Consider the following 12,104-nt stretch of genomic DNA (forward strand, 5'->3'; position numbering starts at 1 on the left):
CCCGTCAGGGCGCGGCCCGGACCCGGTCCAGCAGCGCGGCGTCGGCGTAACCGTCCGGCGGCAGGCCGACCGAGCCCTGGAAGGCGCGCAGCGCCGCCCGCGTCCGCGGGCCGATCTTGCCGTCGACCCCGCCGGTGGCGAAGCCGCGCTCCGTCAGGCGGGTCTGCAGGTCGCGCCGCTCGTCGCCGGTGAGGGGCCGGTCGCCCCGTGGCCAGTCGTGCACCAGGCCCGGGTCGCCGCGCAGGCGGTCCGACAGGAGCGCGACGGTCAGCGCGTAGGCGAGCGCCGTGTTGTAGCGGAGGATCACCGCGAAGTTCGGCTGCAGCAGGAAGGCGGGGCCGCGGATCCCGGCGGGCAGGATCAGGGTCGCCTCGGCCGTGTCCGGCAGGGCGCGGTCGCGGGCGGGCCTCACGCCGAGCGCCCGCCACGCCGCGACGGTGCGGAGTGTCGTCTCGTCGGCGAGCGCCGCGTCGAAGGTCTCGGGCAGAACCGCCTCGCTGCCCCATCCCGCGCCGGGCTTCCAGCCGTGGCTGCGCAGGTAGTTCGCCGTCGACGCGAGCGCGTCCGGCACCGAGGTCCAGATGTCGCGCCGGCCGTCGCCGTCGAAATCGACCGCCTCGCGCTGGTAGACGCTGGGCATGAACTGCGTGTGCCCCATGGCGCCGGCCCAGGACCCGGTCAGCCCCGCCGGCATCCGGTCGAGGGGCGCCTGGTTCCAGGCCAGGATCTGGAGCGCCGCCGCCAGCTCGTCGCGCCAGTAGCTCGCCCGGGCGGGATCGCTGCAGCCGAGCGTCGCGAGCGAGCGGACGACCGGCTTCACCACCGCCGGGTTGTCGAGCACGGCGCCGTAACTCGATTCGACGCCCCAGAACGCCACCAGGATGTGGCGGTCGACCCCGTACTGGGCCTCGATGGCCGCGAGCGTGTCGGCGTGCTCGGCGAGCTTGCGCAGACCGGCCTCGACGCGGGCCGGCGTGACGCTGGCCTCGATGTAGTCCCAGATCGGCCGGACGAACTCGCCCTGACTCTGGGTCGCGGCGACCACGTCGGGGTCGGGCATGAGGTGGGCGAGTTGCGCCTCGGCGAGGCCCTGCGGCACCGCGCGGGCCGTGACCCAGGCGATCAGGTCGGCCCGGCAGGCCTCGAAGGCCTGCGGCGCGGCCGGCGGTGACGGGTCCGGCCCCGCGGCGAGCGCCGGCACGGCCGCGCCCACGAGGAGTGCGCTGCCGGCCGCGCCCACGAGGAGTGCGCTGCCGGTCGCCAGGACCGCGCGCGCGGCGCCGCTCCGGGTCGCGGGCCGCTTCGGCGCAGCGCGATCGTCCATGGGCATCTCCGGTGATCCTGACGGGCGCGGCGTAGCATACCGCGCCGTCAGCGACACCTTCGAGACGCGGTCCGTCGCGGCCCCGGGGCTCGCCGCGGCCCGGCGGCGCTCCAAATCGCGTCACATCAGCCCGGCGGCCCGGAGACCGACCCGTGATCCATCCCGCTTCCATGACGGCGATCGGCGCGGCCGTCCTGGCCGCCGGACCGGCCAGCGCCCTGGAGGTCACCCGCAGCCGCGACATCCCGGCCCCGCCCGCGGCGGTCTGGGCGCTGGTGGGCGATTTCTGCGCGATCCAGAACTGGCACCCGCAGGTCCAGCGCTGCATCCTGTCGGGCGAGGACGACGATGACGGCATCCGCGCGCAGATCCGCGGCCTCGTGGTGAAGGGCGGCCAGGGCACGATCGCGGAAGTCGAGACCGCGCGCGACGAGACCGGCATGAGCTACAGCTACAGCTTCATCCAGGGTCCCCTGCCGGTGCGCGCCTACAACGCGACGCTGGCGGTCCGTCCCAACGGCGCAGGGTCCACGGTGATCTGGAGCGCGACCTTCGACGCCGAGGGCATGAGCGACACCGACGCCGTCGCCGACATCACCGGCGTGTTCGACGCCGGGCTTGCGGGGATCGCCCGGGAAGCGGCCAGATAGCCGTCCGCCGGATCGGCCAGCCTGGCGAAAAATCGCCCGCCGGCCGCCGCGGGGCCTCGCCGCGGCGCCGTCGCGACCGATGTGAGCGCCGTCGGCGCGACCGAGCGCCCGGCTCGATTCCCAGAGGCAGCCTCAGGAGGCCGAGACCCGCATGCGCCGTCACCGCCACGCCAAGATCGTCGCCACCGTCGGTCCCGCCAGCTCCGCCCCGGACCAGCTCCGCGCCCTGTTCCTCGCCGGCGTCGACACGTTCCGGCTCAATTTCAGCCACGGCCTCCAGGAGGATCACGCCAAGGTCCACGCGGCCATCCGCGCCCTCGAGAAGGAGGTCGGCCGGCCGATCGGCATCCTGCAGGATCTCCAGGGGCCGAAGATCCGGATCGGCACGCTGCGGGGCGGCCGGCTCGATCTCCAGGCCGGCGAGACGGTGCGCTTCGTCCTCGAAGGCGCCGAGGGCGACAAGCGGGCGATCCCGCTGCACCACCCGGAGATCTTCGACGCGGTCGTGCCGGGCCAGGAGCTCCTCATCGACGACGGGCGGGTGCGCGTGCGGGTCACCGGGCCCGAGCGGACCTCCATCACCGCCGAGGTCGTCACCGGCGGGCCGATCTCGAACCGCAAGGGCGTGAACCTGCCGGGCACGCTGCTGGACCTGTCGCCGCTCACCGAGAAGGACCGGGCGGACCTCGCCTTCGGGCTCGATCTCGGCGTCGACTGGGTCGCCCTGTCCTTCGTCCAGAAGCCGTCCGACGTTATCGAGGCCCGGGGGATCATCGGCGACCGCGCCGGCATCATGTCGAAGATCGAGAAGCCGCAGGCGCTGGAGCGGATCGACGACATCATCCGGCTCTCCGACGCCGTGATGGTCGCCCGCGGCGATCTCGGAGTCGAGATCCCGCACGAGGACGTGCCGGCGCGGCAGAAGGAGCTGATCCGGGCCTGCCGGCTCGCCGTGAAGCCCGTGGTGGTGGCGACCCAGATGCTCGACTCGATGGTCAACGCCCCCGCGCCCACCCGGGCGGAAGCGTCGGACGTCGCCACCGCCATCTACGACGGCGCCGACGCCGTGATGCTCTCGGCGGAATCCGCCACCGGCCGCTACCCGGTCGAGGCGGTGGCGATGATGGACCGGATCATCCGGAGCGTGGAGGGGCACAAGCTCTACCACTCGATCGTCGCGGCCTCGGAGCCGGGCGAGGAGGAGACGCCGCCCCACGCGGTGGCGACCGCCACGGCCGACCTCGCCGAGGCGGTGCACGCCGCCGCGATCGTCGCCTACACGGCGAGCGGGACGACGGCCGCCCGGGTCGCCCGCAAGCGCCCCGCCGCCTCGATCCTGGCCCTGACCCCCAACGTCGCGACCTCGCGGCGGCTGAGCCTGCTCTGGGGGGCCCACAGCGTCCTGACGGAGGACGTCGACAGCTACGAGGAGATGACCTCGAGGGCCTGCCACCACGCGCAGGACGAGGGCTTCGCCAGGCCGAACGACATCATCGTGGTCACCGCCGGCATCCCGTTCCACACCGCCGGCAACACCAACAACATCCGCCTGATGCAGGTCTGAGACGCCCGATCCGGCACCGGGCTGGAACGCGGCCCGCGCCTGACCCGTTGATGGAGAAGCTGCGCCATTGGGGCGCGATACCGGAGGGCCGACCCATGAACCTGATCGGACGCATCGTCACCAAGATCCTCGGCAACGAGAACCGCCCCGTCGACCGGGACGACCGGAACGCCAGCACGGCGACGCCGCTCGGCCGCCTCGTGACGAAGATCCTGGGCAAGTAAGAACTTCGGGCCGGCAAGCACGCCGCCGATATCACGCCGGCCGCGCGCCCGCCCGGGCGCGCGGCGGAACCGCTCCGACGATCAGTTCGCCACGGCGCTGGCGGTCGCCTTGAGAAGCGGCGCGGCCGGGATCGTGTGCTGCCAGAAGGTGCCGGTCCGTCCCTTCTCGTAGCCGGCCTCGTACAGGGCGCGCATGTAGGCGGTGTCGAAACCCTTGGCGGCCGAGGCCTTCGGGCCGTTCTCGTCGATATAGGTCAGGTTGAAGCCGATACCGTTGGCTCGCGCCAGCGCGTAGGTCGCCGTCAGCGTGGCGCGTGAGCGGGCGCGGCTCGCCGTCGTGAAGGATCGCTCGACGATCGAGAGCGTGTTGTCCTTCGTGACCTCGAAGTCCGGCTCCAGGCGGCCGTTGATCACCACGTAGATCTCGGCCTTGCCGCCCGTGCGGATCCGCCCGTCGCGCAGCAGCAGGGTCTGCGGCAGCGTGAAGACCGGTGTCACCACCGAGCCGTCGACATGCATCTCCTGGAAGCGCGCGTCGCCGGCCGACACGTCGATGAACTGGGGCGGGAACACCGCCGGGATGCTGGCGGAGGCCGCCAGGACGTCGCGGAACAGCTGTCGGGCATTCGGCACGCCGCTCGCCGCGATGGCGCCCATGTTCCAGATCACCGCCCGCTGGGAATCGAGATTCGTCGTCACGACGAGCAGGCGCCGGCCCTTCGCGTGCTCCTCGGCCACGGCCTTGAGGAGATCGTCCGTCACGTAGCGGTCGATGAGGTTGCGCAGCCGGCCGTCGCCGAACAGGCCGGAGCCGAACAGCACGTTCGCCAGGTTCGGCGAGGCCACCAGCTCGCCGGCGACGCCGCTCGTGTAGAACTCGGTCAGGTAGGGGTCGTAGGCCGATCCCAGGAAGGCGAAGGGCGCGATCAGCGCGCCCGTCGAGACGCCGGAGACCAGGGTGAAGTCCGGCCGCTTGCCGGATGCCGTCCAGCCGTTGAGCACGCCCGCCCCGTAGGCGCCGTCGCCGCCGCCGCCCGAGAGTGCCAGATAGGTGAAGCCCTTGACGCGCCGCTCGGGATTGGCCGCGAGCGCCGCGATCGTATCCACCGACGCGTCGGCGAAGACGCGCGCGCCGGGAATACCGGGCACGGTGGCGAATGCGGCCTGCTCGGCGCTGTAAGGAGTCCGCGGAACGCTGCCGCAGGCCGCGACCTGACCCGCCAGCCCGAACGCCACCGCCATGCGCAGGCTGACCTGACGAACACCCATCGTCACTTCCTCGAACCGCGAAACGCGCCCACTCTGCCACACGGAACGAGCTTGGCCGTATCGCCTGTTCCGTCTTAGCCGGCTTCGGAGGAACGATAAGGCCGCGCTGTTGCGGTGGGGTCACGATCCCACGCGATCGGGGCGCAAGCGTGGCCGCTGCGGCCGGCGGCCCGGACGGTGCGGCGCCGTACCGGACACCGGCGGGACCGCGCCGGGGCCGCGCAGGATCGCGCCGGACCCGGCCGACCCGGGCCGGCCTGGGTCATTGCCGGTGGACAGGCGTCGCGGCGGCCCGTGCCCGGCGACCGCCCGCCCTTGCAACGTTCGCGAGCGCCGCGCTAGGGTTCCCCCGTGGCCTGGCGAGACAGGGTGTCGCACGCGATGCGGCAGCCGGTGCGCGGGGGCGCGGTCTGCGCGGCGACACGGTCGGCCGGGATAACGGCTCCTGTCGGCCTGGAAGACGCGGACTGGCCTTCGGGAACGCGGCCGAGCCGCAGGGGGCGGAGGGGATGATGGAAGCGGGTCTCGGCTGGACGGACGATCGCGTGGCGCTGCTGCGCCGCCTGTGGGAAGACGGGCAGAGCGCCAGCAAGATCGCGGCGCAACTCGGCGGCGTCACCCGCAACGCGGTGATCGGCAAGGTCCACCGCCTGGGTCTGGCCGGTCGCGCCCGCGGCGGCGAGGAAGCCGCCACCGCCGTCCCGCCGTCGAAGACGGTCGAGATCGAGACCGCCATCGCGGTGGTCGAGACGCAGGCGCCCGAGCCGGTCGCGATCCTGGCCCACCGTCCGGCCCCGGACTTCCCGGCGCCCGCGCCGGCCGCGGCGCCCGCGCCCGTGGCCCTCGCGGTGTCGGAGCGCGTCACCATCATGGACCTCCGGGAATCCATGTGCCGCTGGCCCCTCGGCGACCCGACGACGCCGGAATTCCGCTTCTGCGGCGCCCGCTCCATCACCGGCCTGCCGTACTGCACCCACCACGCCGAGATCGCCTACCAGCCCGCCGCCGAGCGGAAGCGCGATCGCCGCGTCGCCTCGTTCCGCTGAGCCGCCGCGCCGTCAGCGCAGCGTGACGCCGGCTTCGCGCAGGACGCGGGCAGTGCCGGGATTAACCTGGTCCGCCGGGACCAGGCCGACGAGGTTCCTCGGCTGCGCTTCGGTGAGTTCCGTCCGCGCCAGCGCCCGGACGATCCGGTAGACCGTCTCCTCGTCGAGGCCGGGCCGCGCGATCACGAAGCTCCAGGACCCCACCGTCGCGATCGGCTCCGCCTGCCCGGCGAAGCTGCCGGCCGGAACCGTGAGGCGCCGCGTCGCCGCGCCGGGCTGCGCGAGGCGCGCGATGGCCGCCTCGGACGGTCCGAAGAAGCGGGCCCCGCCCGGATCCGCGGCCAGCGCGTGGAAACCCGGCCAATCGAGGCCTCCGCCCCAGAGCGCGTCGGCGCGGCCCTCTCGCACCAGGGCCGGGCCGTCGCCGGCCTGGTCGAGGAGGATCGGGCTGATGTCGCGCTCGGGATCGAGGCCCGAGGCGCCGAGGACGCTGCGGCCCATGACGGTCAGCCCGGACTTGTGCGTGCCGAGCACGACCCTGCGCCCGCGCAGGTCCGCCACCGAGCGGATCGCGCTGGCCGCCGGCACCACGAACAGGCCCGGCGTCGGGTACATCGGCGCCAGGACGGTCAGGCCGCCGCCCTCGGCGAGGGCCGGGTAGGCGTACTCGCCCTGCACGAGGCCGAGATCGACGCGGCCGGCGCGGAGGAGGCCGACATTCTCGGACGACCCGCCGGTGGCGCGCCGCTCGACGGTCAGGGCCGGGTCCGCGGCCGCGACCGCGCCGGCGAAGGCCTCCCCGAAGGCCGGGAAGCCGCCCCCCGGCGTCGCGGTGGCGAGCACGACGCGGAGCGCCTCGGCGGCCCGCGCCGGCCGCGCCAGGACCAGCCCGAGGCCCGCCAGAAGAGCGGCCCGACGAGTCGGCCGAAGAGGGAGGCCCCGTCCGCCCGTCGGGCAGGACGGTCGGGCAGCGCCGGCCGCGGCCGGACGGGCTGGAGAATAGAATTCCATCAGGAACGGGCCGCTCAATAAAGGTCTTCCACCCCGTCGCGAAAGTTCGCCCAATTCCGGAAAGAACTTTCGGCAACGGCACTTAGCCCGATTGCTCCGGCCGCGGCAACGCGATATCGCAGCCTCCCGTCCGGGCCGGTCAAGCCTCCCCACGCGAGGGCGATCCCTTGGCGGGGCCTCTCCCGGATACGACATCTGTCCGATCCGTCACCACGAGCAGGAGTTCCGCGATGGCCGATACCCTCAACGCACCGGCGAAGGTCGGCCACGGCCGTGTCTACGGCTCGATCACTGAGACGATCGGCAACACGCCGCTGGTGCGCCTGAACCGGCTGCCCAAGGAGCACGGCGTCGACGCCGAGATCCTGCTGAAGCTCGAGTTCTTCAACCCGATCGCCAGCGTGAAGGACCGCATCGGCGTCAACATGATCGACGCCCTGGAGGCCTCCGGCAAGCTCCAGCCCGGCGGCACGCTGGTCGAGCCGACCTCGGGCAACACCGGCATCGCCCTCGCCTTCACGGCGGCGGCCCGCGGCTACCGGCTCATCCTGGTGATGCCCGAGACGATGTCGCTGGAGCGGCGCAAGATGCTCGCCTTCCTGGGCGCGGAGCTGGCGCTCACGCCCGGCGCGCAGGGCATGAAGGGCGCGATCGCCAAGGCCGAGGAGCTCCTGAAGGAGATCCCGGGCTCGGTCATGCCCCAGCAATTCTCGAACCCGGCCAACCCGGAGATCCACCGGAAGACCACCGCCGAGGAGATCTGGACCGACACGGGCGGCCAGCTCGACGCGTTCGTGGCCGGCGTCGGCACCGGCGGCACGGTGACGGGCGTCGGCGAGGTGCTGAAGCCGCGCCTGCCGAACCTGAAGGTTTTCGCGGTGGAGCCGGAGGATAGCCCGGTGATCTCCGGCGGACAGCCCGGCCCGCACAAGATCCAGGGCATCGGCGCCGGGTTCATCCCCGACAACCTGCACACCAATATCCTCGACGGCGTCCTGAAGGTCACCAACCAGGCGGCCTTCGAGACCTCCCGGGCGCTCGCCCGTCTGGAAGGCATCCCGGGCGGCATCTCCACCGGCGGCAACGTCGCCGCGGCGCTGGAGCTGGCCAAACGGCCCGAGTTCCAGGGCAAGCGGATCGTGACCGTCGCCTGCTCGTTCGCCGAGCGCTACATCTCCTCGGCCCTGTTCGACGGGATCGGTTAGGGCGACACGGGAGCGGCCCTCGGGCCGCTCCCGCACGGGACACTGCGCCAAGTCACGGCTCTATCGCTCCGAATACGCGCACGCATCCTCGAAGATTTCCGGCGACAAATCTTCTTCGATCTTCGCAAGCCAATACTGTATCTCGACCGATGTCATCCTCAACGCGCCGCGACGCTCCGCAACTGGACCTGAGAAAAGCCTTCCGCTAACGCCAGACCGGGCGAACGGACTGTGATTCTCTCATGCGCGGCCTCCTGATTCTCGTGTTCGGCCTCTGGGCCCAGGCGGCCATGGCCATGGGCTTCGCGCTCCACGACGTCACACGGCTTGCCGAAGCCGCCAGAACGGCGCTCGGGCCGGGGACAACGGCGAAGGCCGAGACCCGGCATCTCAGCCTGCACTGTGCCTCCTGCACGGGCGCCCCGACGATCGAGCTGCAGATCGGGCGTCTCACGGACGGAACCGAGAGCCGGGTCCGCTCCGGCAGGACGACCCTCGCCGCGCTCGAGGCGATCTGCCTGCAGCGCAATCCCGATTGCCGCCTCTCGGCCCTGCCCGCCGGACCCGCGATCGGCTGGATGAGCGTGTACGCGCTGGGCGGCGGTGCCGGAGCCACCGCGATCATCCTCCGCGACGGCGATCTGCTGACGATCGAGGCGCGCGCGGCGGATCGCGGGGCCGCGGAGGACTCGGCGCGGCGCCTCCTGCAGGCCGTCCTGCCCCTGATCGTCGGCCCGGAGACCTGACCCGCCCGCCGCCGGTCGCCGGGTCCGCGCAACCCTCCTCTCCCGCCTCCGTTGTCCCCACGAGACGCAGAGAGGCGAGCGATGACAGAGCAGACCGGACGACCGTCGCGGGAGGGTTCCGACGCTGCGGCGACCACCGACAGCGAGACGCCGCGCGAGAAACTCGGCCAGATGGAGGACAAGGCGCGGTCCGGCACCGAGCTCGGCGAGGCGATCGACCGCGCCACCGCCGCGGTCGGCCAGGACGACGGGAAGCGCTAATGGTCAGGCCGACAAGCGAATCCGGGACGGTCACGCGCAAGCCCGACGACAAGGTCGGGTCGCGCGGGAGCCCGCCCGCCGGCGGCGGCCATCAGACCTCCGATCAGGCGGCGATCACCGATATGGGCTCCGGCGGAACGCCGCGGCCCGAACCCAAGGAGGGGTGGGGCGCGGCGGGCGAACCGGGGCGCGCGCCGCCCGCGATCGGCGGCTCCTCGGGGGGCCACTCCGATCAGAAGGCCTCGCGGGGTCCGGCCGCCGACACGAAGGTGGCGGACGGGCACTACCGGGCGGAGCGGGAGAACCGGGAATGACCGAGCATCGAGAGACCGGCGCGCAGCCGGACAAGCCGAAGAACGTCGCTCCCGACGCGGTCAAGGACCCGAACGAGAAGACGGAGGGCCAGCCCGGCCGCGGGACGCCGTCCGGCGGCGCGCAGAACGACGAGACCGATCCCGGGAGCAGCTGACGCGCGCCGCCGGCCGGTGCCGCGGCGGGACACGCGCCGCGGCGTCGCGGGGATCAGGAGAGACGGAAGGGGATCGGTCCGGAGGCCAGCGGCACGTCGCCGGGACGGCAGCCGGTCTCGACGCAGGCGTAGCGGATCGCGTCCTGGCGGCTGCGGAAGATGCCTCCGGCGCGTCCACCGGTCTCGACCGCGACCCAGTGACCCTCGCCGTCCTGGCCGACGAGGTATGAGGGCGGCGGGGCGGCGGCCTGCGCGAGCGAAGGAAGCGGGTTCAACGCGACGGGCATCGGTGTCACGGGGTTCACGCGGGCCTCTCGGGTCCGCCCCACCGAGGTATCGCCCCCGGCATAAGGGTTCGATGGGTCCGAGAGAGGCCCGGAATAAGGGCCGCATCAGCAACCGGGCCTGAGCGCCCGGTTGCCGGTCGTTCACGATCGGGGACGGTCGCCAGCCTCAGGCGGCGTTCTCCTTCGACCGCTCGGCGCGCTTGCGGTCGTTCGGGTCGAGGATCGCCTTGCGCAGGCGGATCGACTTCGGCGTCACCTCGACGAGCTCGTCGTCCTGGATCCAGGCCAGCGAGCGCTCGAGGGTCATCCGGATCGGCGGCGTGAGGCGCACGGCCTCGTCCTTCGAGGTGGTGCGGATGTTGGTGAGCTTCTTGCCCTTGAGCACGTTCACCTCGAGATCGTTCTCGCGGTTGTGCTCGCCGACGATCATGCCCTGGTACACCTTCCAGCCGGGCTCGATCATCATCGGGCCGCGGTCCTCCAGGTTCCACATGGCGTAGGCCACGGCCTCGCCCTGATCGTTGGAGATCAGCACGCCGTTGCGCCGGCCCGGCATCTCGCCCTTGTACGGCTCGTAGGCCTTGAACAGCCGGTTCATGATCGCGGTGCCGCGGGTGTCGGTCAGCAGCTCGCCCTGGTAGCCGATCAGGCCGCGGGTTGGGGCGTGGAACACGAGGCGCAGGCGATTGCCGCCGGACGGCCGCATCTCCAGCATCTCGGCCTTCCGCTCGGACATCTTCTGCACGACGACGCCGGAATGCTCCTCGTCGACGTCGATCACGACCTCCTCGATTGGCTCGAGCAGTCCGCCGGCCTCGTCGCGCTCGTACACGACCCGCGGCCGCGACACGGCGATCTCGAAGCCCTCGCGGCGCATCGTCTCGATCAGGATCGAGAGCTGCAGCTCGCCGCGGCCCGAGACGTAGAAGCTGTCCTTGTCGGCGGCCTCCTCGATCTTGAGCGTGACGTTGCCCTCGGCCTCCTTGAACAGGCGGTCGCGGATCATGCGGCTCGTGACCTTGTCGCCCTCGGTACCGGCGAGCGGGCTGTCGTTGACGATGAACGACATCGTCACGGTCGGCGGGTCGATCGGCTGCGCCTGGATCGGGGTCTCGACCTGCGGGTCGCAGAACGTGTCGGCCACGGTACCCTTCATCAGGCCGGCGATCGACACGATGTCGCCCGCCTCGCCCACCTCGATCGGCGCGCGCTCGAGGCCGCGGAAGGCGAGGATCTTCGACACGCGGCCGGTCTCGACGACCTTGCCGTGACGGTCGAGCACCTTGATCGACTGGTTGGGTTTCACCGAGCCGGCGGCGATCCGGCCGGTGATGATGCGGCCGAGGAACGGGTTGGCCTCCAGCAGGGTGCCGAGCATCCGGAACGGCCCCTCCTCGGTCCGGGCCGGCGGCACGTGCTTCAGCACGAGGTCGAACAGGGGCTCAAGGCCGACCGACGGGTCGGCCTCCGGGCTGTCGGCCATCCAACCGTTGCGGCCGGAGCCGTAGAGGATCGGGAAGTCGAGCTGCTCGTCGGTGGCGTCGAGGGCGGCGAAGAGGTCGAACACCTCGTTCACGACCTCGTTGATGCGCGCGTCCGGACGGTCGACCTTGTTGATCGCCACGATCGGCCGCAGGCCGATCTTGAGGGCCTTGCCGACCACGAACTTGGTCTGCGGCATCGGACCTTCGGCAGCGTCCACCAGCACGATCACGCCGTCGACCATCGACAGGATGCGCTCGACCTCGCCGCCGAAATCGGCGTGGCCGGGTGTGTCGACGATGTTCACGCGGGTGTCCTTCCAGACGACCGAAGTCGCCTTGGCGAGGATCGTGATGCCGCGCTCCTTCTCGAGGTCGTTCGAGTCCATCGCCCGCTCCTCGACCCGCTGATTCTCGCGGAAGGTGCCGGACTGGGCCAGCAGCTTGTCGACGAGGGTCGTCTTGCCGTGGTCGACGTGAGCGATGATGGCGATGTTGCGCAGATTCATGGCGGCCCGAAACGGGTTGTGCCGGCTCCCTGGCGGCCGCGCGGCGCGGCCGTCCGCG

Annotated in this window: 14 protein-coding genes; 9 read left to right on the forward strand and 5 right to left on the reverse strand. The window is 72.1% G+C overall.

Annotated features, from left to right (window positions below; all coding sequences use genetic code 11):
* Positions 1-4 precede the first annotated feature (4 nt).
* Positions 5-1,324: a lytic murein transglycosylase gene (locus MOTC310_RS14760; RefSeq protein WP_331302322.1), complete on the reverse strand. Its 1,320-nt coding sequence runs from the start codon at positions 1,322-1,324 to the stop codon at positions 5-7.
* A gap of 152 nt (positions 1,325-1,476) precedes the next feature.
* Here MOTC310_RS14760 and MOTC310_RS14765 point away from each other — a divergent pair, with 152 nt between their 5' ends.
* From MOTC310_RS14765 to MOTC310_RS14775, 3 genes are all read left to right on the forward strand, one after another.
* Positions 1,477-1,974, forward strand: coding sequence for an SRPBCC family protein (locus MOTC310_RS14765; RefSeq protein WP_419539904.1), 498 nt, complete (start codon positions 1,477-1,479; stop codon positions 1,972-1,974).
* A 151-nt stretch (positions 1,975-2,125) separates the two neighbouring features.
* Positions 2,126-3,538, forward strand: coding sequence for a pyruvate kinase (gene pyk / locus MOTC310_RS14770; RefSeq protein ID WP_331302323.1), 1,413 nt, complete (start codon positions 2,126-2,128; stop codon positions 3,536-3,538).
* Between the two features lie 95 nt (positions 3,539-3,633).
* On the forward strand, positions 3,634-3,762 hold the full coding sequence (locus MOTC310_RS14775; protein ID WP_012320301.1) for a hypothetical protein: 129 nt from the start codon (positions 3,634-3,636) through the stop codon (positions 3,760-3,762).
* A gap of 81 nt (positions 3,763-3,843) precedes the next feature.
* On the opposite strand, the gene MOTC310_RS14780 is transcribed toward MOTC310_RS14775, so the two are convergent.
* Complete coding sequence (locus tag MOTC310_RS14780) at positions 3,844-5,031, reverse strand: patatin-like phospholipase family protein (protein WP_331302324.1); 1,188 nt, start codon at positions 5,029-5,031, stop codon at positions 3,844-3,846.
* A 509-nt stretch (positions 5,032-5,540) separates the two neighbouring features.
* On the opposite strand from MOTC310_RS14780, the gene MOTC310_RS14785 reads away from it, so the two are divergent.
* Complete coding sequence (locus MOTC310_RS14785; protein ID WP_026604914.1) at positions 5,541-6,077, forward strand: GcrA family cell cycle regulator; 537 nt, start codon at positions 5,541-5,543, stop codon at positions 6,075-6,077.
* A gap of 12 nt (positions 6,078-6,089) precedes the next feature.
* Here MOTC310_RS14785 and MOTC310_RS14790 read toward each other — a convergent pair whose 3' ends face one another.
* Positions 6,090-7,088, reverse strand: a complete 999-nt coding sequence (locus tag MOTC310_RS14790; protein WP_419539916.1) for a TAXI family TRAP transporter solute-binding subunit — start codon at positions 7,086-7,088, stop codon at positions 6,090-6,092.
* Between the two features lie 230 nt (positions 7,089-7,318).
* Here MOTC310_RS14790 and cysK point away from each other — a divergent pair, with 230 nt between their 5' ends.
* The 5 genes from cysK (at position 7,319) to MOTC310_RS14815 (ending at position 9,769) form a co-directional block, all read left to right on the forward strand.
* On the forward strand, positions 7,319-8,293 hold the full coding sequence (gene cysK, locus MOTC310_RS14795) for a cysteine synthase A (protein ID WP_331292668.1): 975 nt from the start codon (positions 7,319-7,321) through the stop codon (positions 8,291-8,293).
* 242 nt (positions 8,294-8,535) lie between these two features.
* Positions 8,536-9,039, forward strand: a complete 504-nt coding sequence (locus MOTC310_RS14800; protein ID WP_331302326.1) for a hypothetical protein — start codon at positions 8,536-8,538, stop codon at positions 9,037-9,039.
* An 81-nt stretch (positions 9,040-9,120) separates the two neighbouring features.
* Complete coding sequence (locus MOTC310_RS14805) at positions 9,121-9,300, forward strand: hypothetical protein (protein ID WP_331302327.1); 180 nt, start codon at positions 9,121-9,123, stop codon at positions 9,298-9,300.
* Positions 9,300-9,614 carry a hypothetical protein gene (locus MOTC310_RS14810; RefSeq protein ID WP_331292665.1) on the forward strand — a complete coding sequence of 105 codons (315 nt, stop codon included), beginning with the start codon at positions 9,300-9,302 and terminating at the stop codon, positions 9,612-9,614. The genes MOTC310_RS14805 and MOTC310_RS14810 overlap by 1 nt, the downstream gene beginning before the upstream one ends.
* The gene (locus tag MOTC310_RS14815; protein ID WP_331302328.1) at positions 9,611-9,769 is read left to right on the forward strand and encodes a hypothetical protein; all 159 of its coding nucleotides are present in this window, start codon (positions 9,611-9,613) and stop codon (positions 9,767-9,769) included. The genes MOTC310_RS14810 and MOTC310_RS14815 overlap by 4 nt, the downstream gene beginning before the upstream one ends.
* Before the next feature lie 53 nt (positions 9,770-9,822).
* Here MOTC310_RS14815 and MOTC310_RS14820 read toward each other — a convergent pair whose 3' ends face one another.
* Positions 9,823-10,056, reverse strand: a complete 234-nt coding sequence (locus MOTC310_RS14820) for an RAG2 PHD domain containing protein (protein WP_331302485.1) — start codon at positions 10,054-10,056, stop codon at positions 9,823-9,825.
* Positions 10,057-10,222: 166 nt separating this feature from the next.
* Positions 10,223-12,046: a translational GTPase TypA gene (gene typA / locus MOTC310_RS14825; RefSeq protein ID WP_331292662.1), complete on the reverse strand. Its 1,824-nt coding sequence runs from the start codon at positions 12,044-12,046 to the stop codon at positions 10,223-10,225.
* Between the last annotated feature and the right edge of the window lie 58 nt (positions 12,047-12,104).

This window comes from Methylobacterium oryzae, from assembly GCF_036441375.1.
Classification (GTDB): domain Bacteria; phylum Pseudomonadota; class Alphaproteobacteria; order Rhizobiales; family Beijerinckiaceae; genus Methylobacterium; species Methylobacterium oryzae_A.